Origin of the sequence: Streptomyces sp. CA-179760 (assembly GCF_050937045.1) — a bacterium.
In the GTDB taxonomy this organism is placed as follows: domain Bacteria; phylum Actinomycetota; class Actinomycetes; order Streptomycetales; family Streptomycetaceae; genus Streptomyces.
In genome coordinates, this window is record NZ_JBNJLZ010000001.1 from 8,181,847 (window position 1) to 8,205,252 (window position 23,406).

Consider the following 23,406-nt stretch of genomic DNA (forward strand, 5'->3'; position numbering starts at 1 on the left):
CAGAGGGGCTAGAGGGGCAGGGCCCCGACCGCGGGCTGTGGGACCGCCCCGACGGAGTCGGCCGGCACCGGCGGCAGCGGCCCGGCCGCCTCCGCCCGCTGCTGCGGCAGCGTCACCGGGCACAGCGGGCGCGGCCCCGACACGACCGCGTAGTCCTGGCCCAGGAACGGCGGAACCACCTCGCCCGGGTCCTCGCCGAGCGCCAGCCGGACAGCTGCCCAGGGGGCGTTGATTCCGCACAGGGACAGCTGGTGCAGACCGCCGGCCGGGCGGGTGTTGACGTCCATGAGGACCGGCCGGTCGCCGAACATCCGGAACTGGATGTTGGACAGGTAGTGCAGACCGAAGCCCTCCGCGATCCGCCGGGCCGGGTCCAGCCACTGCTCGTGCAGCGTGAAGCCCCGTCGGCGGCCGTTCTTGGTACGGCCCACGGCCATCCGGACCCGGTTGTCCGGACCGGTCAGGCAGTCCACCGACACCTCGGGCTGCTCCAGGCGCGGCATCACCAGCCAGTCAACCGGCTCCTCCGCCTCCCGGAGCGCCTCCAGCACCAGATCGAGCGGCACGTACGGGCTGGGGAACCCGTCGAGCTGCGACAGCGAGAAGGGCGAGCGCGTGATCACGCGGAAGCCCACCCCGCCCGCCCCGGACGCCGGCTTGAAGCACGCCTTGTGCCCACCGGCCTCCAACTCCTCGACGGCGCGGACCAGTTCGCCTTCCGAACGGACCCGGTACCACGGCGGCACCGGCACGCCGATCGCCTGGACGGCCTCGTAGGCGATCACTTTGTCGTGGAAGACGGTTACCGCCTCGGGCGGGGGCGCCAGCACAGCCGTGCCCGCCGCCTCGAACTCGGCTCGGTGCGCCACGACCGCCGACTGGTGCAGCCGGGGCACGAACACATCGATGCCGCGCCGCGCGCACTGGGCCAGCGCGTACTCGACGTACCCGGCCGGGGACAGGCCCTCGGGCTCCAGCTCCGCTGTGTCGGCGGCGGCCAGCACGGGGGAGTCGGGGTCGCCGTGGGTGGCATGGATCTCGACGGCCCGGTCGCTGGGATTTCTCCGCAGCTGATCCATGAAGAACACGTTCTCCGCGTACGTGCGGTTGAGCCAGACGCGTACGCGAGAGACCATGCAGGCCGCCTTTCACGGTTCGCGGGCAGGGCTGAGCAGCCCGTGCCCGGGCAGGAAGAATGTGGGTACACCAAACCGCCCCTGTGAAAGGGAATCTCAGCGGTGGTGTTGCGGCCGATCATACGGCTTCGGCGGGCCCTCTCGTGCAACGCGCGTGTGAAGGATTCCTCCCGTCGCGGCCATCCGTCCGGTCTTGTCCCCGGGCGCCGAGATGTGATCTCTTGGTGGCGCTCGTGTGTGCGGAGGGGGATGAAGGGTGACATCGACGGCCGGTGGTGCCGGACAGCTTCTGGCCATCAGCGATCTGCACATCGGCTACTCCGAGAACCGCGCCCTGGTCGAGCGCATGGTGCCCGAGACGGACGACGACTGGCTGCTCGTGGCCGGTGACGTCGCGGAGACCGTGGCCGACATCCGCTGGACTCTCGAGACGCTCGCGGGCCGATTCCGCAAGGTCGTCTGGGTGCCGGGGAACCACGAGCTGTGGACCCATCCGAGCGACTCCGTCACCCTGCGGGGCGTCGCCCGATACGAGTACCTGGTCGAGCTGTGCCGGGAACTCGGCGTGACGACACCCGAGGACCCCTACCCCGTCTGGGACGGTCCCGGCGGCCCGGTGGCCGTCGCCCCGCTGTTCCTGCTGTACGACTACTCGTTCCTGCCGGCCGGGTGTACGACCAAGGAGCAGGGCCTGGAGTACGCCCACGGCACGGGGATCGTGTGCTCCGACGAGTACCTGCTGCACCCCGACCCGTACCCGAGCCGGGAGGCCTGGTGCCGGGCCCGGGTCGCCGAGACCGAACGCAGACTCGCCGAGCTGCCCGGTGATCTGCCCGTGATCCCCGTCAACCACTACCCGCTGCACCGGCACCCGATGGACGTCCTGTGGCACCCCGAGTTCGCCATGTGGTGCGGGACCGGCCTGACCGCCGACTGGCACCGCAGGTTCCGCGTCCACGCGATGGTCTACGGCCATCTGCACATCCCCCGCACCACCTGGCACGAGGGCGTGCGCTTCGAGGAGGTGTCGGTGGGCTACCCCCGCGAGTGGCGGAAGCGGTCCGGGGACCCGGGGCGATTGCGACGCATCCTGCCGAGGGAGGGCGAGGAGAGGTGATCGAGGAACTGCTGCCCGCGAGCGTGGTCACTGTGGAGGCCTACGGCCAGGACGGCGCGGACACCCCGCTGTACCCGGAGGAGGCGGCGCTCGTGACGCGGGCGGTCGCCAAGCGCCGGCGGGAGTTCGCCGTCGTCCGCTCCTGTGCCCGCCGCGCCATGGAGAAGCTCGGCGTGCCGCCGCAGCCGATCCTGCCCGGGGAGCGCGGCGCCCCGGGCTGGCCGGCCGGGCTGGCCGGCAGCATGACGCACTGCGACGGCTACTGTGCCGCCGCCCTGGTCCGCGCCACCGACCTGGCCTCCCTCGGTATCGACGCCGAGGTCCACGGGCCGCTGCCCGAGGGGGTCCTGCCCTCGGTGTCCCTGCCGTCCGAGGCGGAGCGGCTGCGCCGGCTGGCGGCACAGCGCCCCGACGTCCACTGGGACCGGCTGCTGTTCAGCGCGAAGGAGTCCGTCTACAAGGCGTGGTTCCCCCTCACCGGGAAGTGGCTGGACTTCATGGAGGCGGACATCGAGCTCTCCGCCGACGGCGGCTTCCGCGCGACGCTCCTCGTCCCAGGGCCCCTGGTGGGCGGCCACCGCCTCGACCATTTCGAGGGCCGCTGGACGACGTCCCGCGGCCTGGTCGCGACGGCCGTCGCGGTACAACACCCCTGAGGCGCCGCGCGCCTCTCAGGGGCGCGGGGAACCGCGCGAACAACCCCGAACGGCCCGCACCCGGAAACCACCCGCACCCCCGAGCCCGACTCCGCCCCCTCACAGGCGCTACGACTCGGGACACCAGCTCCGCAGCAACCCGAAGAACTCCTCCTCATTTCCGGTCAGCCCGGCCCGTTCGAGCGCCGCCTCCGCCTCGGCGAGAACGGCCGGCGGCACCATCGCGGGACGGCTGCCGGTCTCCAGATCGAACGCGGCCCGCACCGTGTGCAGCAGCCGCAGATAGGCCTGGACGGCGGTGCGCTCACGGTCGGTCAGTACGGCGGTCTGCATCGGTCGGCTCTCCCCGTGTCGGCGTCATCGGTCCCGCGCCGGTGCGGCGCGCACGCCCCGCACAGAAGGGACGCACCTCCAGCTTGCCGTCCGCCACTGACAATCCGGCCCCGCCGCCCCCCGGTTCGCCCGCTCGGCGGAAGAACCGGACGGCCCGTCAGCCCTGTGGACCCCGATACCCCAGCGACGCCTCGATCCGTCCCGCCAGATGGTCCCGCTGCACCGGCCCCCGCGACGACGAACCGGCCAGCCACGCACGGCTCTTGCTGGCCAGCAGCAGGCCGAAGCTCTCGGCCTCCTTCTCGTCGTCCTGGTCGAAGCGGGTGCGCGCCGCGACCTTGAGGACCGTCGCCTGGAGATCGGCGGTGTCGTCGAGCAGCCGGGCCGCGACCGCCGCGCCCTCGACATGGTGGGAGCAGTGCCCGGCGTTCATGTGCCACAGCTCGTGGCCCAGGATCACCAACTGATGTTCCGGCGCGGTGCGTTCCTCGATCACGACGAGGTCCTGCTCGGCCATGTCGAGCCACAGCCCGCTGGCGGTCCCGATCGGGAAGGCGGCCGTACGGAAGTGGACAGGCCGGCCACGGCGTCTGCTCATGGCGTCGCACAGCGCGGCGTACAGCTCGTCGGGCCGTGCCGGCGCGGGGAGGGTCAGCTCCGCGACCAGCTCGCCGCACAGGCGGCGCATTTCCTTACCGATGCCCACAGTTCTCCCCACGGTCACGAGTCGGGCCGCTTGACGCTCTCCAGGAGCATGTCCAGCCACTCCGCGACCTTGTCACGGTGCTGGTCGGTGGGCAGCTGCGCGGCCCGCCAGGCGATGCCGCGCACGCCGTGGTCCTGCAACAGCCGCTCCAGCGGGTCGTCGGCCGCCGCGGCCGCCTCCCGCTCGCGGTCGGCGAGCTTCTGCAGCAGCTCCTGCTCGATGTGCTGGAGGGCGCTCACGAGCGCCTCGGGGTCCTCCGCCGTGAGGAAACCGGCGTGCACCCGGAAGAACCGCTGGAGGGCGTCGCAGTGCTCCATGGTCGGCCGCCGGTCGCCGTTGATGAGGGCTCCGGCCTGCTGCCGGGACATGCCCGCGCCGTCGGCGATCTCCTGCTGGGTGTACTTGCGGCCGGTGGGCTTGAGCCGGGTGCGGCGCAGCAGGTCCAGACGCTGCAGGAACCGGGCCTGCACATCGGGCTCGCCCGCGGGCCTGCCGCAGAGCAGGGCCTTCACCACCGGTTCCGGAACCCCGGAGGCGACGGACAGCCGGCCGATGCCGAAGACCTCGGCGTGCGGCACGCCGAGCCGGTCGGCGAGCGCGGAGACACGGGAGACGACGGCCGGTAGCACGGCCGTCGGCGTGGCGCCCGGACTTTCGACGAAGCCACCCGTCACCGACAGATCTCCTACGTCTCTCACAGGCTTCTCACAAGTGGATGCCGTGACTTTCCCCGGCGTGAACTTCCCGGAGCGTAGCCGGTGCTTCGAACTCACATCCAGGTCTCGCCACAACTGTGGCCAATTTCAGCCGTCAACAGGCATGAAATGCCACGATAGTTGACACGCCTCAGCTCCGGGCAGCAGGATCAGGGCGCCGCGTCAAGGCCGCACAGGCAAGAGGGGTGACCTCCCGATGGCATACCAGGCAGGAGGGCAGCGGCCGGCACCGCGGCCCGTCGCCGAGACTCCAGAGGCCCAGGCCTATCTGGAGGACTACGCCGGGCTTCTGGAGGCCGTCTCCTCCCCCTCGCTCGTCGTCGACCACAGCTGGGACGTGGCGCTGACCAATAGCGCGTTCCGGTCACTTTTCGCCGGCGTGGGTCCGCACCCGACGGCCATGCCGGGCGACAACTTCCTCAGGTTCGTGCTGTTCCACCCCGACGCCCCCACGGTGCTCGGCGAGCACGAGTCGAGCTGGTGCCTGCCGATGCTCGCGCACTTCGCGCGCACCGTGGAGAGCCACGGCCCCGACCACGGCCTCCAGGCCGTCCGCCGGGACATCGCCCAGGACCCGATCATGGAGGCCGCGTACCGGCAGGGCCTGCCGCACTGGATCCGCTCGGTCGGCGAGGACGCCGTCGAGCACGACGGTGCCGTACGCCCGCTGCTGCACCCGGACCCGCGCCGGGGTGCCACCGAGTGCCGGATCGTCGTCGAGACGTCCAGGACGCTCGAGGAGCTGGGCTGCACCCGGCTCACGTTCGTGCTGCGCGAGGCCCGCCGCACCTCGTCCAGGGATCGTGGGGCACGTCGTACCGCCTCCCATCTGAGGGTCGTACCGACGGCCGGCTGAGCGCTCCACCATGCGGCGCGGAGCCCTTGTCCGTCCCCTTCCCAGCCAATGTGGTGTGTGACATAGTACTGGCGTGAGCGAGTCGCTGACCTGCGATGTCGTGGTGATCGGCGCCGGAGTGGTCGGCGCCGCCTGCGCCTTGTACGCGGCCCGTGCCGGCCTCGACGTCGTCGTGGTGGACCGGGGCGCGGTGGCCGGCGGTACGACCGGCGCGGGGGAGGGGAACCTCCTCGTCTCCGACAAGGAGCCCGGACCCGAGCTGGAACTCGCCCTGCTGTCCGCCCGGCTGTGGGCCGAACTGGCGCGGGAGGGGCTGGGGAAGCCCGTCGAGTACGAGGCCAAGGGCGGTGTCGTCGTCGCCGGCACCGACGCGGCACTGGCCGGTCTCCAGGAACTCGCCGCCGGGCAGCGCGCGGCAGGCGTCGAGGCCGTCCACGTGCCTCCCGACCGGCTGCCCGATCTGGAGCCGAACCTGGCCCCCGGTCTCGCGGGCGGCGTCCACTACCCGCAGGACGCCCAGGTGATGCCCGCCCTCGCGGCGGCGCACCTGCTGCGCGCCTCGAACGCCCGGCTGCTCACCGGCCGGGAGGTGACCGCGGTGCTGCGGGGGCGGGGAGGCGTGGTGCGCGGGGTGCGGACCGACCGGGGTGCCATCGATGCCCCGGCCGTCGTCAACGCGGCCGGCACCTGGGGCGGCGAGATCGCGGCCCGCGCGGGCGTGTCCCTGCCCGTGCTGCCCCGGCGGGGCTTCGTGCTGGTCACCGAGCCGCTGCCGCCCCGCATCCGGCACAAGGTGTACGCCGCCGACTATGTGGGCGATGTCGCGAGCGACTCGGCGGCGCTGCAGACCTCCCCGGTGGTGGAGGGAACGCCGGCCGGGCCGGTCCTGATCGGCGCCAGCCGCGAACGGGTCGGCTTCGACCGGTCGTTGTCGCTCCCGGCGCTGCGCGCCCTGGCGGCGGGAGCGACCGACCTCTTCCCCTTCCTCGCCGATGTCCGGGCCCTGCGTACCTACGTGGGCTTCCGGCCGTATCTGCCGGACCATCTGCCCGCGATCGGCCCGGATCCCCGGGCGCCCGGACTGCTGCACGCCTGCGGGCACGAGGGCGCGGGCATCGGCCTCGCCACCGGCACGGGTCGTCTGATCGCCCAGGCGCTGACCGGACAGACGCCCGAACTGGACCTCACCGCCTTCCGGCCCGACCGCTTCACCGAGGAGGCCGCGTGAATCCCCTGGAGCTGGCGGGAGCCGGGCCCGGCCCCGCCTTCACGGTCACCTTCGACGGGCGACCCGTCGAGGCGCTGCCCGGGCAGACGGTCGCCGCCGTGCTGTGGACGGCGGGCATCACCTCCTGGCGCGCCACCCGGGGCGAGGGGCGTCCGCGCGGGGTGTTCTGCGGCATCGGCGTCTGCTTCGACTGCCTGGTGACCGTCAACGGCCGCCCCAACCGCCGCGCCTGTCTGGTGCCGGTACGGCCGGGGGACGTGATCGGCACGCAGGAGGGGACGGGCCATGAGGGGGTGCGCCGTGCGGACTGACCTGGCCGTGATCGGCGCCGGACCGGCCGGTCTCGCCGCCTCCCTGGCGGCGGCCGCGAGGGGCACGCGGGTCGCGCTCGTCGACGGGGCGACGGAGACGGGCGGACAGTTCTACCGGCAGCCCGCAGCCAGGCTCGGCGCCGGGCGGCCCGAGGCGCTGCACCACCGGTGGCGGACCTGGGAGCGGCTGCGCGACGGACTCGCCGCCAGTGCCGTACGCGTGCTGACCGATCATCATGTGTGGTGCGTCGAAAAGGTGTCCGACGGCTTCGTCGTGCACGCGCTGCTCGGGCCGGAACAGGAGGAGCCGGCCGAGGTGCGTGCCCGTGCCGTGCTGCTGGCCACCGGCGGCTACGAGCAGGTGCTGCCCTTCCCTGGCTGGACCCTGCCGGGCGTCGTCACCGCCGGGGGCGCCCAGGCCATGCTCAAGGGCGGGCTCGTGGTGCCGGGGCGCCGAGCCGTCGTGGCAGGGACCGGGCCGCTGCTGCTACCCGTGGCGACCGGGCTCGCGGCGGTCGGCGTCGAGGTCGCCGCACTCGTCGAGTCCACCGACCCCAAGCGCCTCGCCCGCCAGGGCCGGGCCCTGGCCGGCAAGTTCCCGGAGGGCGCCGGATACGCCGCCCGGCTGCTGCGCCACCGCGTGCCGTTCCTCGCCCGGCACACCGTCGTCCGCGCCCACGGCGACGACCGGCTGACCGGCGTCACGGTCGCCGCCCTCGACAGCGACGGACGTGTCACGGCCGGCACCGAGCGGCAGCTGCCCTGCGACACCCTGGCCGTCGGCGACGGCATGCTCCCGCACACCGACCTGGCGGAGGGCCTCGGCTGTGGCCTCGACGGGCTCGCCGTACCCGTGGACACCGAGCAGCGCACCGACGTGCCCGGCGTGTGGGCGGCCGGCGAGGCCACCGGCATCGGAGGCGCGGCCCTCGCTCTCGCCGAGGGACACATCGCCGGGTGCTCCGCCGCCGCGCGGCTGCGGGGCACCGTCCCCGCCCCGGCCCCGGAAGCCCTCAAGGCCCGTACGAAGCTCAGGAGATCCGCCGTCGCCCTCGACGCCGCCTACGCGCCGCCCGCGCACTGGCCTGAGCGGATCACCGACGACACCGTGGTCTGCCGCTGCGAGGAGGTCACCGCCGGCGCCGTGCGCGACGCCCTGGACCTCGGGGCGGGCGACGCGCGCACCGTGAAGCTGCTCACCCGGGCCGGGATGGGCTGGTGCCAGGGCCGGATGTGCGCAGGCGCGGTCGCCGGTCTCGCCGGCTGCCCGCCCGCCCCGGCCAGAAGGCCCCTCGCCCGTCCCGTACCGCTCGGCGTCCTCGCACGGCAGCATCCCCAGGAGGGACAGTCATGACCGATCACCGCCCCTGGCGCGGCGTCCTCGTCGCCACCGCGCTCCCCCTGAACGACGACCTCTCTGTGAACTACGACCGGTACGCCGAGCACTGCGCCTGGCTCGTCGAGAACGGCTGCGACGGCGTCGTGCCGAACGGCTCCCTCGGCGAGTACCAGGTGCTCACCCCCGAGGAGCGCGCCCGGGTCGTCGAGACGGCCGTCTCCGCGATCGGCGGACAGCGCGTCATGCCCGGCGTCGCCGCCTACGGGTCCGCCGAGTCCCGGCGCTGGGCCGAACAGGCGGGCGAGGCGGGGTGCGAGGCGGTGATGCTGCTGCCGCCGAACGCCTATCGCGCCGACGAGCGGTCCGTCCTCGCCCACTACGCCGAGGTCGCGAAGGCCGGCCTGCCGGTCGTGGCGTACAACAACCCGATCGACACCAAGGTCGACCTGGTGCCGGAGCTGCTCGCCCGGCTGCACGGCGAGGGGCACATCCGGGGCGTGAAGGAGTTCTCCGGCGATGTCCGCCGGGCCTACCGGATCGCCGAACTCGCCCCCGAACTGGACCTGTTGATCGGCGCGGACGACGTCCTGCTGGAGTTGGCCGTCGCGGGCGCCAAGGGCTGGGTCGCGGGCTACCCGAACGCGCTGCCCCAGGCCTCGGCCGAGCTGTACCACGCGGCCGTCGACGGCGACCTCGACACCGCGCGGGGCCTGTACCGGCAGCTGCACCCACTGCTGCGCTGGGACTCGCGGGTGGAGTTCGTCCAGGCCATCAAGCTGTCCATGGACCTGGTCGGCCGCCACGGAGGCCCCTGCCGCCCGCCGCGTGTGCCGCTGCCGCCCGAGCAGGAGGCCGCCGTCCGGGCCGCCACGGAGAAGGCCGTAGCGGCCGGATTGGCATAGGGATCATGCGCAGCAGACTCGTCCTGCACGCCGTCGACTCGCACACCGAGGGCATGCCCACCCGTGTGATCACGGGCGGCCTCGGCACCATCCCCGGCGCCACCATGAACGAGCGGCGGCTGTGGTTCCGCGAACACCGCGACGACATCAAGCAGTTGCTGATGAACGAACCGCGCGGCCACTCCGCCATGAGCGGTGCGATCCTCCAGCCGCCGACCCGCCCCGACTGCGACTGGGGCGTCGTCTACATCGAGGTCTCCGGCTATCTGCCGATGTGCGGGCACGGCACGATCGGCGTGGCGACCGTGCTCGTCGAGACCGGCATGGTCGAGGTCACCGAGCCGGTCACCACCATCCGCCTCGACACCCCGGCGGGCCCGGTCGTCGCCGAAGTGGCGGTCGAGGACGGCGTCGCCAAGGCGGTCACCCTCCAGAACGTGCCCTCCTTCGCCGTCGCCCTCGACCGCAAGGCCACCCTCGCCGACGGGCGGACGGTGACGTACGACCTCGCCTTCGGCGGCAACTTCTACGCCGTCCTGCCGCTGGAGCAGTTCGGCCTGCCCTTCGACCGGACCCGCAAGGACGAGATCCTCGCCGCCGGGCTGTCCCTCATGGCCGCCGTCAACGACGAAAACCCGCCCGTCCACCCGGCGGACCCGTCCATCCACGGCCTCCACCACGTCTACCTCGCCGCCCCCGGCTCCACCGCCCGCCACTCCCGGCACGCCATGGCCATCCACCCCGGCTGGTTCGACCGCTCACCCTGCGGTACCGGCACCAGCGCCCGCATGGCACAACTGCACGCGCGCGGCGAACTCCCGCTGCACACCGAGTTCGTGAACGAGTCCTTCATCGGCACCCGGTTCACCGGCAGACTGCTCGGCACGACCGAGGTGGCCGGCCGCCCGGCCGTCCTGCCCAGCTTCACCGGACGCGCCTGGATCACCGGTACCGCTCAATACCTGCTGGACCCCGAGGACCCGTTCCCGGCGGGGTTCGTCCTGTAAGCCGCCCGCACACGAGCCGACCCCGAGAGGAACCCCGACCGTCATGGCCCCGCAGCACACCCCCGCCCTGCCCGTGCTGGGCAGCAGGAAGCCCAGCCACCGGGAGCGGGTCGCGGACGCGCTGCGGGCCGCCCTGATCGCCGGCGAACTGCGCCCCGGCGAGGTCCACTCGGCCCCCGGCCTCGCCGCCCGCTTCGGCGTCTCCGCCACACCCGTGCGCGAGGCCATGCTCGACCTCGCCAAGGAAGGCCTGGTCGACACCGTGCCCAACAAGGGCTTCCGGGTCACCGCCGTCTCCGAGCGGCAACTCGACGAGTACACCCACATCCGGGCGCTGATCGAGATCCCCACGACGGCGGGCCTGGCGCTCACGGCCGACCCGGTGGCGCTGGAGGCACTGCGCCCGGTCGCCCGGGAGATCGTCACCTCCGCGGCGGCCGGCGACCTCATCGCGTACGTCGAGGCCGATCTGCGCTTCCACCTCGGCCTGCTGGCCCTCGCCGGCAATGAGCACCTCGTCGACGTCGTACGGGACCTCAGACGCCGCTCCCGGCTCTACGGGCTGACCGCGCTCGTCGAGCAGGGGCGGCTGGAGGCGTCGGCGGAGGAGCACCTGGAGATACTCGACGCGATGCTCGCCCGGGACGAGGAGGCCGTACGGACGGTGATGACCCGGCATCTGGGGCACGTCCGGGGGCTGTGGGCAGCGCCCTGAACGCCCGGAGCGCAGGTTCAGCTCCGGATCACAGGTCCAGCACGAGCCGCTTCCCACGGCAGCGGGACACACAGATGAGCATGGTCTCGCCCGTCGCGCGTTCGTCGTCGGTGAGCACCGAGTCGCGGTGGTCCGGTTCGCCCTCCAGGACGTCGGTCTCGCACGTGCCGCAGGTGCCCTCGGTGCAGGAGTACAGCACCTCGACCCCGGCGGCGCGCACGGTGTCGAGCACCGACACGTCCGGCGCGACGGTCAGGGTCCTGCCGCTCTGTGCCAGCTCCACCTCGAACTCGGTGTCGCCGCCGGTCTCCCGCTCCTTCGGCCGGAACCGCTCGACGCGCAGTACTCCGGAAGGGCTCCGGGCCTCCACCGCGTCCAGCAGCGGGCCGGGGCCGCAGCAGTAGACGAGGGTGCCGTCGGGTACGTCGTCCAGCACCGAGGGCAGGTCCAGCAGCCCCGTCTCGTCCTCGGGCGCGATGGTCACCCGGTCGCCGTACCGGCCCAGTTCCTCACCGAACGCCATGGACCGGCGGGTACGGCCGCCGTAGAGCAGCGTCCACTCGGCACCCGACGCCTCGGCCGCCGCCAGCATCGGCAGGATCGGGGTGATGCCGATCCCGCCCGCGACGAACCGGTAGCGCGGGGCGGGTTCCAGGCCGAAGTTGTTCCGGGGCCCGCGCACCCGGACCTTGTCGCCCGGCCCCACCTGCTCGTGCACATGGGCCGATCCGCCCCGCCCGTCCGGCTCGCGCAGCACCGCGATCCGCCAGGCCGACGGATCCGACGGGTCGCCGCACAGCGAGTACTGCCGCTCCAGACCGGGGCCGAGCACGACGTCGATGTGGGCGCCCGGTGCCCAGTCCGGGAGTGGCTCGCCCAGCGGGTGGCACAGGGTGAGGGCGAGCACGCCGTCGGCGGCGGACTCCCGCCGCTCGACGACGAGTTCGGCTTCGTACACGCTCATGAGCTGTTTCCTCGCGGCTCGTGGACGGAGTGTCCCTGGGGGTGGGCGAGCATCCACTCCCACATCTCGACGGGGTCCTGCGCGGTGTGCTCACGGCCGCAGTGGCAGGTGCCGTGCAGGACGTCGGTGCCGGGCAGCCAGTCGATGCGGTAGATCTCGCCGGTCCTGGAGGAAGAGGGTGACGTCACTGGACCTTCTCCAGGGGCTTGTCGCCCTCCTCGACCAGCCGGGCGAGGATGCGGCGGGCGGCCAGACCACCGGTGTCGATGTTGATGCTGAGTTCCTGGTAGCCGGTGCGCTCCGTGCCGAGCGTCTTCTGCAGCAGGTTGAGCGCGGTGACGTCCTGCATCACGACCGTGTGGTTGTTGCCCCGCAGGAACTCGGTGACCTCGGCGTCGTCCGTCGCCCAGTCGCGCGAGACGGCCCAGAAGTCGTACACCTTGCCGTCGCCGGACGGAGTGATCGCGTACGTGATCTCCGTGTGGAAGCCGTTCGGGTCGCTGCCGTCCGGCTCGGGCACCACCCCGACCGGGGCGATGCGGCTGTGCAGCAGATACAGGCAGGGGGCGTGGTACTCGATGTCCTGCCAGCGGGTGATCCGGCCTTCCATGCCGGTCGACTTGGCGTAGAACGGCGGGCACTCGGCGTCGTCCATGTGCCGGCTCACCCGGACGATCCCGGCGCCCTCGTCGACCTCCGTGGTGATCGGCGTCTCGGCGACCTCGGGGGTGCCGATGTAACCGCCGTGCAGATACGTCTCGTGGGAGAGGTCGAGGAGGTTGTCGACGAGCAGGCCGTAGTCGCAGTCGATGGGCTCCATGCCGCGCACGGTGACCCAGCCGGGGGAGTCCAGGTGCCTGGCCCGGGGGATGGTCTGCGGGTCGGCGAGCGCCGGGTCCCCGATCCACACCCAGATCAGCGAGTCCTGCTCGACGACGGGGTACGAGGCGAGCCGGGCGGTGCGCGGTACCCGTTTCTGCCCCGGCACGTACACACACGTACCGGTCGGGTCGTACGTGAACCCGTGGTACCCGCACACGATCCGGTCCCCGTCGAGCCGCGTCGGCGCTTCGGAGAGCGGGTACCGGCGGTGCACACACCGGTCGTGCAGGACGACCGGCGTGCCGTCCTCCTCGGTCCGGTACAGCACGAGCGTCTCACCGAGGATCGTCCGGCCGAGCAGCTCTCGCCCGACCTCGTGACTGTAGGCGGCGACGTACCACTGGTTCCTGGCGAAGGCGGTCATGTGAGGCATGGCGTTCCCGTCCCTGTCGGCGGGGCGTCTTCGCCCCGCGTGCCGTGGTTGGAATCAGGGTCGTGAGGCCCGGCACGGGGCGGCAAGGCCACTTCCGTGTGACGGAAGGAGCGCCTGAATCCCGGGCCGGGGCAGGCGCGACCGAGGGCGCTCGGAGTGGTCGACCGGTGCACGAGGGGCGCACGCCGGGCGCATATGCCGGCGGCTGTGCTTCAGATGGTGCTCCACCCGCTCTGCGTGACAACTGCCCGTTTGTCATGGCTGTGCTAGCGTCCTCGTCCACCGCTGCTGAACTGCGCAAGGGGGCGCAGCTGGTGGCGGTGGCACAGGGGGTGGCGGGGATGAGCGGGCAGCGTACGACGGAACGGTTGCTTCACGACGCTGTGATCGTCGTGCCGGGGATCATGGGCAGCGTGCTGCGGGACGTGAAAAGCGGCAAGCGGCTGTGGGGCGTGAGAAAGCTCTTCCAGTACTCCGCCCGCACGCATGAGGACCGGATGCGGGCGCTCTCCGTGTCCGCCGAGGAACGCGCCGGTGACACGGGCCGAATCGAGGCGACGGGCCTGCTCGACATCGCCGAGTGGCTCCCCGGGCTCGGCGGTGCACAGCCCTACAACCAAGTGGTGCGTGAGTTACGCCAGGCTGCCGTGGACCCCAAGGCCGTCCTTCCCTTCCCCTACGACTGGCGCCTGTCGGTCGAATACAACGGCGCTCTCCTGGCAGGCGCCGCACGCCGGCACCTCAAGGCCTGGCGCGACCACGCCGCACACCGCCATCACCTCGCCCGCCACCCCGAGGCCGGACCGGCGCGCGTCCTCTTCGTCGCTCACTCCATGGGCGGACTCCTCGTCCGTGAACTGCTGTACCGCGGCGACCTCCGGCACGACATCCGGGCCGTGATGACCGTCGGCACACCGTTCAGCGGCTCGGTCAAGGCAGCGGTCATGCTCAACTCCGGCAAGGGGGGACCGCTCCTGCTGCCCGCGGCGGTCCTGCGCGACGTGGCCCCCACGATGCCGGGCCTGTACGACCTGCTGCCCGCCTACCGCGCCCTCGACGACGGCCGCGATACACGCATACCCACCGCGGACGACATCGTGGGGCTCGGCGGTGTCCGCGAACTGGCCGAAGCGACCGTGTCCTGGCGGACGACCCGGCAGGACACGCTCCTGCCCGGCCACGTCACCGTGGCGGGTCTCGGCAAGAAGACCCTCCAGAGCTACCGCATGCGTGGGGGGACGGCCGTCGGCCAGCGGTTCATGCCCGTGCGGGACCGCTGTGACGACCGAGTCCTGCTGGACGCCGAGGGGCGCCGCAGGACTGAGGACCGCAAGGGTGATGGAACCGTCTACCAGTTCGCCGCGCGCCCGAGAGGCAGTGCCGCGGAGCCGATCACCGTGTTCCAGGACCACACCGCCCTGGCCCGCAGCCAGAGTGTCATCGACCAGGCGCGCGGCATGCTGCGCGGGCTGAGCCGTCCCGACGAGCTCGGCGCCATGCTCGGCAACGGCACGTTCGCACTGGACGTCCCCGAGTGGGCCGAACCCGGCACGCCGTTCGCCATCGAGGTGTCCGGTTGGGACGGCTCCGCCGATCTGCTGTGCACGGCCAGGGAGGTCAGCGGACGCGACGAAGTCCTGTACCCCGAACTGACGCCGGTCCCCGGGGAGGAGGGGAAGCTGGTGGCGGCGTGCGTGGCCGGCCGGCCGGGACTGTACGAGATCGAGGTGGTGGGTGGCAGCGAGCCGGTGATCCAGCTCGTGCTCGTCGCGGCGGCGGAACAGCCCGCCTGAGCCGCGGCCCGGGAGCTCCACGCCATGGAACACGAGGCCGCCGACACGTTTGCCGTACACGTGCTGCCGATGGGGCGCGTGGTCGGCTACGACGACGAGGACATGGCCGGCGAGGCCGGCCTCGCCGCGGACGCGCTACGGCGTATGGGCGGGCGCCGTGTCGAACCCGTCTTCCAGGGCGACGCCGTCCGGTCGCTCACCGAAGCGGACGAGGCACTGGCGCACTGGGCCGTGGAGCAAGGGGACGAGGAGCCCTGCTCGTCGGCGCTCCTGTGGTTCGGTCACGGCCGTGCGGCCACCCTCGGCTCCGTGCTGCTCGTCCCCGACACCGAGGAGCGCAACGCCCGGGTCACGCCCGACATGGTCGCGCACCACGTCCACACGGAGCAGCAGTCCCGGACTCACGGGGAAGGTCACTGGGCGCTCGTCGTGTTCGAGGCGTGCAACTCCGCGAACTTCGCCGAGGACGTGGCCCAGAAGTTCAACGGGAGCGGGCAGCCGACGGTGCGGTCACTGCTGCTGATCGCCACGGGTAAGGCCGCGGCCCAGGGCTATCTGGGGACGTTCCGCCGTGTCCTGGAGAGTTTCGTGAACAGCAAGACTTCGCACGACGAGGTCTTCACCCTGCGCGACCTCCAGCGCCACTTCGCCGACAGCGGTTGCTACGCGCGGCTTGTCGGTGACGACACGCATGCCGAGCTTCGCCTGCTCCTGCCCGACCACGTGCCGCTCGTCGGCGCCACCTCGGTCGCCAACCAGCGGTGGGAGCAGAGCCGCTTCGACCACGAGCCCGGTGACGCGCCGCAGCGAAAGAATCCGGACCGGGCCGGATTCCTGGAAGTGACGCACGACTTCACCGGCAGGACCGGGGAACTACAGGCGATCGCCGGCTGGCGCGACGACTCCGAGGCACCGGCCGTGCTCGCGGTCACGGGCCCGCCCGGAACGGGGAAGTCGGCACTGCTCGGTGAGGCCGTGCAGCGGTGGTTCCACCCCAGGACGGCGGAGCCGGAGGGCACGGACGCGAAGCCGGGCCGGGCCGCACACATCGGCAGCGGTGTCCCGGACGAGGGACCGGACACCGGGGAACTCCCGTACGTCGCCGCCGTGCTGGTGCTCACCGGAAGCACACCTGCCGATGTCGTCCGGCGCATGGGCGTCGCGCTCGGAACGGCCACCGACGGCGCCGACGGGGAGAGCTCCGGCGACGCCGCCCTGGCGGTCGAGGGCTTACGCCGTCGCCTCGGCGAACTGGCCGGCGCCGCCCCGGCCCCTTGGAAGCCGACCCGAGCACTGATCGTGGCCGACGGACTCGACGAGGCCAGGGATCCGCTGCGCGTCGCGGCCCTGCTGCGGGACCTCACCGCGATACCCGGCGTCCGGCTCCTGATCGGCACCCGCCCCTCCCCGTTTCCGTCGCTCTCGGGCAGCCGCCGGGCCGACCTGCTCGAAGTCCTCGGCGCCGTCACCGGAGACGCCGAGGTCCTGAAGCTCGCACCCGACCCCACCGCCACCCGCGCCCGCACCGAACGCGGTCTACGCCGGATCCTCGAGGCTCATCCGGTGGGGGACGCGGACTGGCAGGAGGCGGTCGTCGACAGGATCGGGCAGGCTGTCGCCTCGCACGTGGCCGACGGGTCCTGGCAGTTCCTCCAGGCCGCCCTGGTGCTCCAGGAGATCGAACAGCGCCCCGGCGTCCTGTCCGCCGACCCGCAGGCGCGCACCGCCCTGGACCACATGCTCGCCCGTGATCAGACGGGCCTCTTCCACGCAGCCGTGGCACGCATCACCGCGGGACTGCCGACGGCCCGCCCCCTGCTCCGCGCCCTCGCCCTCGCCCACGGTCGCGGACTGCCCCTCGCGGACGGCATCTGGGCGCGGGCGGCGGCCGGTATCGCCGGGAGCGGGAGCCGCGTCGACGACCGGCAACTGGAATTGTTCCTGAACCGTGCCGCCGCCTATGTCCTCATCGACGGTGAGGACAGGCGCAGCGTGTACCGGCTGGCGCATCGCACCTACGCAGAGGAACTGCTCACCGACAGCACACCGCACGATCGGCAGGCCATGCTCGCGGCCCTGTTGGACCTCGCGGCCAACCAGGCCGACCAGGGAGGCCCGTTGAGCCCGCACCTCGCCGCGCGGCTCGCCGAGTACGCCGCCGACTGCGGAGCGGCAGGGTGGACGGCACTGGGCCGGCGGCCCGCCGTGATCGATCGGCTGGCCCCCGCTTCGCTGAGCACCCTGGCGCTCACCCCCGGCCCCGGCACCGGCACGATGCCCACCGAGCTGCCGGTCGAGGTACTGGGGACGGTCGCGTCGGCGCATCTGATCAAGGTGTCCCGGCCTGGCGACCGACCGGCGCTGCGTCAGCTCGGCGGACTGCGGGCGGCCGGAGCACTGCACGAGGCGGGGCCCGACGCCGCATGGGAAGTGTGCTGGGGGAAGCTGTTGCGTGTACCCCTGCACCTGCGCCTCGGCGGCCCCGACGGTGTGGTGACGGCGCTGGCCGCGCGGCCGGACGCCACCTGGTTGGTGACGGGCTCCCACGACGGCACGGTCGTGGTCTGGCAACCCTGGCGGGGACACGTCCCGGTCCTGCTGCTGCGGGGATGTGACAAGCCGGTGCGCGCACTGGCCGTACTCGCCGACGGGCCGGCCGGCTCGGGGCTGCTGGCCGTCGCTCACCACAACAGGACGCTCCAGCTGTGGGACACCGCCGCCGAGCACCGCCGGCCGCGGGCTGTGGAGACCGACGAACTGGTCACGGTGATGACCGCCCTGCCGGACGGGACGCGCCGGTGCGTCGTCGCCGGCGAGGTCGGATTCATGGCGCTCCTCGGCTCGAACGGGTCACTGCGGCGTGCGGAAACGCCCCTGGCCGCCACCGACGTGGTGGGCCTCGCTCCGGTGCCCGGCCCGGTCGGGCGGCAGCTCGTCGTGGCTGCGAACCAGTGCGGACTGCTGAGCCTGTGGGACGTCGGCGGCCCCGTGCCGGTGCTGGTGCACCAGCGGCGCGCACGGACGGGGCTGTCGGGCCTGACCTGGGTCACGGACCCCGCGACGGGCCCGCGGATCGTCACCGTCTCCGACGAAGGCCACCTCACCTACTGGCGCGTCGTCGCAGGCGACCGCGAGCCGGAGCTTGTCACGGACAGGTACGGCGCCCAGGTCGCCGTGGAGAGCACCGGACCCCGGGTGCTGGCCACGCTGCCCGTGTCCGAGGAGAGCCGCGTGCCGGTGCTCGGCGACGAACGGGGACGCGTCCGGGTGGTCCTCCCGCCCACCGAGGACGCGGCTCCCGCAGGTGTCGAGACCTCGACGGGCACGGGCGCGATCACGGCGATCGGCGCGCTGCGCGGACCGCACGGCGGGGCGGTGCTCGTGACGGCCGCCGAACGCGACTCCACCGTGCACTTCTGGGACCCGCAGGCCGTCGCACCCGCCGGTACCGCCTCGGCCGACGCGCCCTCGGAGGTCAGCGGGCTGCGGCGCCACGTCTTCCCGGACGACAAGGAAGCCCTCGTCGTGACCGAGTTGCGTGCGGGACGCACCGCCGTTCGCGTACTCGACGCGGCCGACGGGGCGGAACTGACCGATGCCGCACCGCCCGCCGACGGAACCGGCGCTCAGCGGGCACCCCTGCCCGAGGGCGCCGAGGACCTGCACGGACGCGTCATGGGCTGCGTCGACCTGGTCGGTCCCGACGCCGGGCGCGGTGTCCGGGTGAGGGCCACGGCCGGACGGGACGGCACCGTCGTGCTGTGGCGCGACGGCGAGGACGTTCACTGGCTGCCGGTCCGCACCCTTCGGCTGGGAGCACCCTGTCTCCGGCTGGCATCGCTCGGCGCGGGACGCCTCGCGGTCGCCATGGACGACGGGATGGCCGTACTCAAGATCAATCCTGTCGCGTGGGCCACCGATGGCAGGGGAACGGAGGACACGCATGCCTGACGAGTACATCAACGACCAGCTGCACAACCTGTTCACCGGCAACAATCCGGAGCACGGCCGCTACACACTCGTGGGCACCGTCGAGGAGCTGATCAAAGGTCGGCTGCTGCACTTCGTGCTGCGGCGCAAGGACCACGGCACCGACGTCCGGGAGGTGGCGCTCTTCCTCAACGTCGACCTGGCCGGCGGCGACCTGTGGGACCACGAGGTGCGCAACCTGTTGCGGCTGAAGATGCTGGGCCATCCCGCCCTGCCGGACATCGTGGACGGCAGCTTCGACCGCAGGTCGAAGGTCGCCTTCATCATGACCCGCCTGGAGGGCCAGCCGATCGCCCGGGACTGGCGCTCCGTGCTGGACGGCTGGGCCAAAGCCCACCCCGTGGTGGCCTTCGAGCAGTTCAGCCTGCTGGCGGACGCCCTCAGCCAACTGCACGGCACCCGGATCATGCATCGCAATCTGACGCTCGGCGCCGTCCGGATGAAGCAGCAGCCGGAGAACCCGGCGAGAGCGACGCTGTCGCTGGGCCGCTTCGAACTGAGCGCGCTCCTCAACAACCTGCTGCACTCGGTGCACGGCCCGAACGGCAAGTCGAAGTACGAGGAGGCCGTGCAGGCTCTCTTCCTCACTCCGTCGGGCACCATGACCAAGGCCCACCATCTGGCGTATCTGGCGCCGGAGAACCACCCCGAGGTCTTCTGCGACATCCAACTGCGTCGCCTGGACCACAGCAGCACCGACGTCTTCGGGCTTGGCGTGCTCGGCTGGGAGTTGTTCGTCGGCCCCCTGGTCGACCGCCTCCCCGAGGACTGTGCGGTGGTGGAGGACGCCGAGGGTGACGAATTGCCCGCGGCTCTGGCCCGCCTGCACACCGCGATGCGGCGCGAGCTGAGTCTGTCGACGAAGCTGCCCCGCGCCCTGAAGGCGGCCCTGCTCGACATGCTCGACCCCTCGCCCACCGTCCGCAGTTCGTCCTTTGAGGCTTCGGCGGCGCTCCAGCGCGACTGGACGGGCATTTGCAGCGCACTGGATCCGGCTCCCAAGGACACCAGGCCCCGGCTGATCGCGTTCATGCCCGAGCAGTCCGTCGTCACCGTCTACGAACAGCGCAACTGGACGGACCACAGCCCCGACACCCAGCAGGGCTGTGACGAACTCCAGGCCTTCCTCGAGGAGGAACTGCGGGAGGCCGATCTCGTGCACTGCCAGGGCGGCGGGGTCGGATTCGTGGAGGGAGACGCCGCCTCGCTCGCCGAGGCCGAGTGGGTGCTCATCGGTCAACAGGCCGTGTGGTTCTGCTCGTTCCTCTACGACCGGAACTCGATGGGCGAGCGCATCGCGACGCACACCGACACCCTGGTCATCAAGTACCTCGCGGACCGGCGCTTCGCATCCGAGGTCGTGGCGATCCGGCCCAAACGCCGCGTCGGCAAGATCGACCTCGTGCCCTTCCAGCTGGAACATCCGCTCGACGACGTACAGCACGACCGGCCGTCCTGGGAGGAGCTGACCAAGGCGGTGCAGAACACGGGGCGGGGCGAACAGGACACGCAGGTCCAGGAGATGCTGCGGGCCGTGTCCTTCATGCTGGACTACCAGAGCGCGGCGCTGCGCGCCCGGCAGTATCCGTTCTTCTTCCGCAAGGCGAACGACGGCCGTTTCGTGCTGACGTACGACAACAGCCGCGACCGCAGATGGCTGTACGGCGACGAGCTGCTCACGGCGTACTGCGCCGACCCCAGGCGCAGACCTCTGCTCGGAGACTTCGCTCGCGGCCTCCTCGCGGATGACGACGGCATGATCGCCGTGGGGCCCGACCGGCCCACCCCGCGCTTCAACGCCGAGACCCCCCGCTTCCGTGTCCTGGAGCGGCTGGACGCCGACTCCATCGTCGTGGAACCCACGCACGGCAGAGCGGAGCCGGAAGAGAGGGGCTGGCTCAGGCCTTGGGGTGACCACGGCACCGACGTCCAGCTCCGCAGGGAAGTACGCGGGCTCGCCGCGCTGCGGCAGAAGGCCGGCCTGGCCCGGGTCCTGCACACGCCCACCTCCATCGAGCTGCGCAGCCGGCGGGGAGCGACACTGGAGATCCCACCACGGCCCGGCGAGAAGCCGCTGCGCGGCAAGGCCCCGCAGATCATCGCCGACATGCTGCGACTGCACCCCTTCTACGCTCTTCAGGGCCCTCCCGGCACGGGCAAGAGCACCGTCGTCGCCCACGCGCTGCGGGAGTTCCTGCGAGCGGAGCACGGCGCCCGGGTGCTGGTGAGCGCGCAGTCCAACGACGCGCTGAACCAACTGGCCGTCAAGTGCGTCGAGCTGCTGCGACCGGTGATCGAGAACCAGTCCATCCTGATTCTGCGCGAACTGTCCCGTACCCAGGACGGTTCCGAACTGCCTAAGGATCTCCGGGGTTTCACTGCCGAGGCGATCGCGGGCGATCTCGTCGACCGCATCGAGAAGAGGGTCGAGGACGGCAGCCAGGGGGCCCGCAACCCCGCCGAGGTGGCGCTGATGCGCCGATGGGGCGGCGTCGCGCGGAAGAACCTGATCGAGCTGACCGAGCGCATCCGGGCCGGCGCCGACATCGTGCTCGCCACTTGCTCGATCGCCGGTACCCTCACCGACGACGTCGGCGACCCCGTCTTCGACTGGGTCATCATCGAAGAGGCGGCCAAGGCCTGGCCCACCGAGATCATCATGCCGCTGGTCCGCGGAGTGCGCTGGACTCTGGTCGGCGACCACCTGCAACTCGGCCCGCATCGCGCCAAGGACGTCTCGAACTTCCTCGAGAGTCTCGGCAGGCACAGGGACGAGCGGATCAAGCTGCACTACGCGGCGCGCGAGAAGTACACCGGCTTCATCCAGATGTTCGCCACGTTCTTTCGCGGGCGGGAGGCGAACCAGCGCGCCGACGCGGCGAACCCGGTGGACACCCTCGACACCCAGTTCCGTATGCACCCGGACATCGCCCTGCCCTTCGCCCGAGCCTTCTACCCCGGCAGCACCGCCACCGGAACGTTCCTTGACCCGGACCCGGAGATCAAGGAGTTTCACGGCGCCACCAAGCCAGCCTATCTCAAAGGCGCGCCCCTCGTCTGGCTGGACACCTCCAGCCATCCGAACTGCGGTGACAGGGGTTACTGGTGGAACGAGGGAGAGGCCGAACTCATCCGAGAACTCGCGCGCGACCTCGGCCTCGACGGCGACCGCGACCCCAAGAAGCTGGCGGTGCTCGCCCCCTATCGCCGCCAGGTGCGGGAGCTGGACCGCGGGTTCCTGGAGAAGAGGGTGCACACGGTGCACTCGTTCCAGGGCGGGCAGGCGAAGACCGTGATCGTCTCGCTGGTGCGCAGCACACCGAGGGGCCCTGAATCACGGCAGAACGTGGGACACACGGCACAACCCGAAGTGGTCAACGTGATGTTGTCCCGGGCACAGCAACTGCTCGTCGTCGTGGGCAACCTGACGCATTTCGAACGCCACGGCGGAAGGGACTGGCAGACGGTGATCGACACCTTCCGAGGGGTGGGCACGATCGTCGACGCGGTGACAGGAGAGATCGTGGGCGGACGGGGGGTCGCCCCGTGACCGGGACCGTCCTCGTCGCCATTCCCTGCCGCGTCGTCACGCTCCGGATGGAACTGGGCCCGGAGGACGGCGCCTCCACCCTGGAGGAGCTGGTGCTCCGGGCGGTGGCCGCCGGCCGTAAGACCGTCCGGGACCTCGGAGCGCTGTTCTCCCTTCCCAACCGGCTCGTTCTCGACGTGGTGCACGGTCTGTGGAGCAGTGGCCTCCTCGCCGTCGACTTCGCCACCAACACCCTGGTGAACACCCAGGCGGCCCAGTCGGTGCTCAGCGAGCGCGACGGTGGCAGTCCGGCCGCCAGCACGCTGCTGTCCCGCAAGTTCCTTTTCGACCCGGTGACGGCCGCCGTGCTGCCACACCGCAAGGGCATGGACCGGGTGCCGTACGGGGCCGTGGCGATGCCGCCCGCGCGGGGCATCTCCGAGTCGGACATCCCGCAGGCGGATCTGCTGCGCGCGGTACGGGAAGCCGTCCGTACCGACCAGCGCCGGCACGGCGAACGCCGCCGGGTGCTGAACGTGTCGTTCGCCAACCCCCTGCTCGGCTCGCCGGAGGCCCTCCACTGGAGCACGGTGGAGGTCACGGTGAGCCGTGACCCCGCCACGGGCCTGGTGACCGTCACGCCGGTGCGGATGCCGGCGGGCTGGGGCAGACGTGCCGTGCAGCTCTTCCAGGCCAGGGTCGGCGAACTCGTCCGCAGCCGGCCGGACAGCAAGTTCGTCCAGCAACTGCTGTCCCGCGAGGTGCTGGCAGTCCTCCCGCCCGAGAGCCTGCGCTCCATGGGGTCGGCCTGGACCGGCTGGCGGAGGGCCTGACGACCATCCCGTTCGATCAG

The 23,406-nt window shown here is 72.0% G+C and carries 20 protein-coding genes; 13 read left to right on the forward strand and 7 right to left on the reverse strand.

All coding sequences use genetic code 11. From position 1 onward, the window contains the following. Positions 1-8: 8 nt before the first annotated feature. Positions 9-1,136, reverse strand: coding sequence for an ATP-grasp domain-containing protein (locus tag ACQEV8_RS37050; protein WP_432969575.1), 1,128 nt, complete (start codon positions 1,134-1,136; stop codon positions 9-11). 256 nt (positions 1,137-1,392) lie between these two features. On the opposite strand from ACQEV8_RS37050, the gene ACQEV8_RS37055 reads away from it, so the two are divergent. Together ACQEV8_RS37055 and ACQEV8_RS37060 are read left to right on the forward strand one after the other, a co-directional pair. Further along, a complete protein-coding gene (locus tag ACQEV8_RS37055) occupies positions 1,393-2,253 on the forward strand; it encodes a metallophosphoesterase family protein (protein ID WP_432969578.1) in 861 nt (286 codons plus the stop codon). Beyond that, a complete protein-coding gene (locus ACQEV8_RS37060; RefSeq protein WP_432969581.1) occupies positions 2,250-2,909 on the forward strand; it encodes a 4'-phosphopantetheinyl transferase family protein in 660 nt (219 codons plus the stop codon). Before ACQEV8_RS37055 ends, ACQEV8_RS37060 begins: the two co-directional genes overlap by 4 nt. Positions 2,910-3,017: 108 nt before the next feature. On the opposite strand, the gene ACQEV8_RS37065 is transcribed toward ACQEV8_RS37060, so the two are convergent. From ACQEV8_RS37065 to ACQEV8_RS37075, 3 genes are all read right to left on the reverse strand, one after another. Then, positions 3,018-3,242, reverse strand: a complete 225-nt coding sequence (locus ACQEV8_RS37065) for a hypothetical protein (protein ID WP_432969584.1) — start codon at positions 3,240-3,242, stop codon at positions 3,018-3,020. Positions 3,243-3,399: 157 nt separating this feature from the next. Further along, positions 3,400-3,930: a toxin-antitoxin system, toxin component gene (locus ACQEV8_RS37070; protein WP_432973272.1), complete on the reverse strand. Its 531-nt coding sequence runs from the start codon at positions 3,928-3,930 to the stop codon at positions 3,400-3,402. Between the two features lie 32 nt (positions 3,931-3,962). Then, positions 3,963-4,622, reverse strand: a complete 660-nt coding sequence (locus ACQEV8_RS37075; protein ID WP_432969587.1) for a helix-turn-helix domain-containing protein — start codon at positions 4,620-4,622, stop codon at positions 3,963-3,965. Between the two features lie 238 nt (positions 4,623-4,860). Here ACQEV8_RS37075 and ACQEV8_RS37080 point away from each other — a divergent pair, with 238 nt between their 5' ends. From ACQEV8_RS37080 to ACQEV8_RS37110, 7 genes are all read left to right on the forward strand, one after another. Beyond that, positions 4,861-5,520 carry a hypothetical protein gene (locus ACQEV8_RS37080; RefSeq protein ID WP_432969590.1) on the forward strand — a complete coding sequence of 220 codons (660 nt, stop codon included), beginning with the start codon at positions 4,861-4,863 and terminating at the stop codon, positions 5,518-5,520. A gap of 73 nt (positions 5,521-5,593) precedes the next feature. Then, positions 5,594-6,748, forward strand: coding sequence for an NAD(P)/FAD-dependent oxidoreductase (locus ACQEV8_RS37085; RefSeq protein ID WP_432969593.1), 1,155 nt, complete (start codon positions 5,594-5,596; stop codon positions 6,746-6,748). Beyond that, entirely contained in the window at positions 6,745-7,059 is a 315-nt protein-coding gene (locus tag ACQEV8_RS37090) for a (2Fe-2S)-binding protein (protein WP_432969596.1), read from the forward strand. Before ACQEV8_RS37085 ends, ACQEV8_RS37090 begins: the two co-directional genes overlap by 4 nt. After that, positions 7,034-8,413: an FAD-dependent oxidoreductase gene (locus ACQEV8_RS37095; protein WP_432969599.1), complete on the forward strand. Its 1,380-nt coding sequence runs from the start codon at positions 7,034-7,036 to the stop codon at positions 8,411-8,413. Before ACQEV8_RS37090 ends, ACQEV8_RS37095 begins: the two co-directional genes overlap by 26 nt. After that, on the forward strand, positions 8,410-9,300 hold the full coding sequence (locus tag ACQEV8_RS37100; RefSeq protein WP_432969602.1) for a dihydrodipicolinate synthase family protein: 891 nt from the start codon (positions 8,410-8,412) through the stop codon (positions 9,298-9,300). The genes ACQEV8_RS37095 and ACQEV8_RS37100 overlap by 4 nt, the downstream gene beginning before the upstream one ends. 5 nt (positions 9,301-9,305) lie before the next feature. Further along, on the forward strand, positions 9,306-10,307 hold the full coding sequence (locus tag ACQEV8_RS37105; RefSeq protein ID WP_432969605.1) for a proline racemase family protein: 1,002 nt from the start codon (positions 9,306-9,308) through the stop codon (positions 10,305-10,307). Between the two features lie 43 nt (positions 10,308-10,350). Further along, positions 10,351-11,022 (forward strand): GntR family transcriptional regulator, encoded by a 672-nt coding sequence (locus ACQEV8_RS37110; RefSeq protein ID WP_432969608.1) that lies wholly within the window; start codon positions 10,351-10,353, stop codon positions 11,020-11,022. A gap of 28 nt (positions 11,023-11,050) precedes the next feature. Here the strand turns inward: ACQEV8_RS37110 and ACQEV8_RS37115 are convergent, their stop codons facing one another. From ACQEV8_RS37115 to ACQEV8_RS37125, 3 genes are read right to left on the reverse strand one after another with little or no spacing between them, the layout of a single operon-like run. Further along, on the reverse strand, positions 11,051-11,986 hold the full coding sequence (locus ACQEV8_RS37115; protein ID WP_432969611.1) for a PDR/VanB family oxidoreductase: 936 nt from the start codon (positions 11,984-11,986) through the stop codon (positions 11,051-11,053). Then, positions 11,983-12,174, reverse strand: a complete 192-nt coding sequence (locus ACQEV8_RS37120) for a hypothetical protein (protein WP_432969614.1) — start codon at positions 12,172-12,174, stop codon at positions 11,983-11,985. The genes ACQEV8_RS37115 and ACQEV8_RS37120 overlap by 4 nt, the downstream gene beginning before the upstream one ends. Then, positions 12,171-13,241, reverse strand: a complete 1,071-nt coding sequence (locus ACQEV8_RS37125; protein ID WP_432969617.1) for a Rieske 2Fe-2S domain-containing protein — start codon at positions 13,239-13,241, stop codon at positions 12,171-12,173. The genes ACQEV8_RS37120 and ACQEV8_RS37125 overlap by 4 nt, the downstream gene beginning before the upstream one ends. A 257-nt stretch (positions 13,242-13,498) precedes the next feature. Between ACQEV8_RS37125 and ACQEV8_RS37130 the strand changes: the two genes are divergently transcribed. The 4 genes from ACQEV8_RS37130 to ACQEV8_RS37145 are packed head-to-tail and all read left to right on the forward strand — an operon-like array spanning position 13,499 to position 23,386. Further along, a complete protein-coding gene (locus ACQEV8_RS37130; protein ID WP_432969620.1) occupies positions 13,499-15,034 on the forward strand; it encodes a lipase/acyltransferase domain-containing protein in 1,536 nt (511 codons plus the stop codon). A gap of 24 nt (positions 15,035-15,058) precedes the next feature. Continuing rightward, positions 15,059-18,985 carry a hypothetical protein gene (locus tag ACQEV8_RS37135; RefSeq protein WP_432969623.1) on the forward strand — a complete coding sequence of 1,309 codons (3,927 nt, stop codon included), beginning with the start codon at positions 15,059-15,061 and terminating at the stop codon, positions 18,983-18,985. Further along, positions 18,978-22,574 (forward strand): AAA domain-containing protein, encoded by a 3,597-nt coding sequence (locus tag ACQEV8_RS37140; protein WP_432969626.1) that lies wholly within the window; start codon positions 18,978-18,980, stop codon positions 22,572-22,574. Before ACQEV8_RS37135 ends, ACQEV8_RS37140 begins: the two co-directional genes overlap by 8 nt. Beyond that, positions 22,571-23,386 carry a hypothetical protein gene (locus tag ACQEV8_RS37145; protein WP_432969629.1) on the forward strand — a complete coding sequence of 272 codons (816 nt, stop codon included), beginning with the start codon at positions 22,571-22,573 and terminating at the stop codon, positions 23,384-23,386. Before ACQEV8_RS37140 ends, ACQEV8_RS37145 begins: the two co-directional genes overlap by 4 nt. Positions 23,387-23,406: the final 20 nt, after the last annotated feature.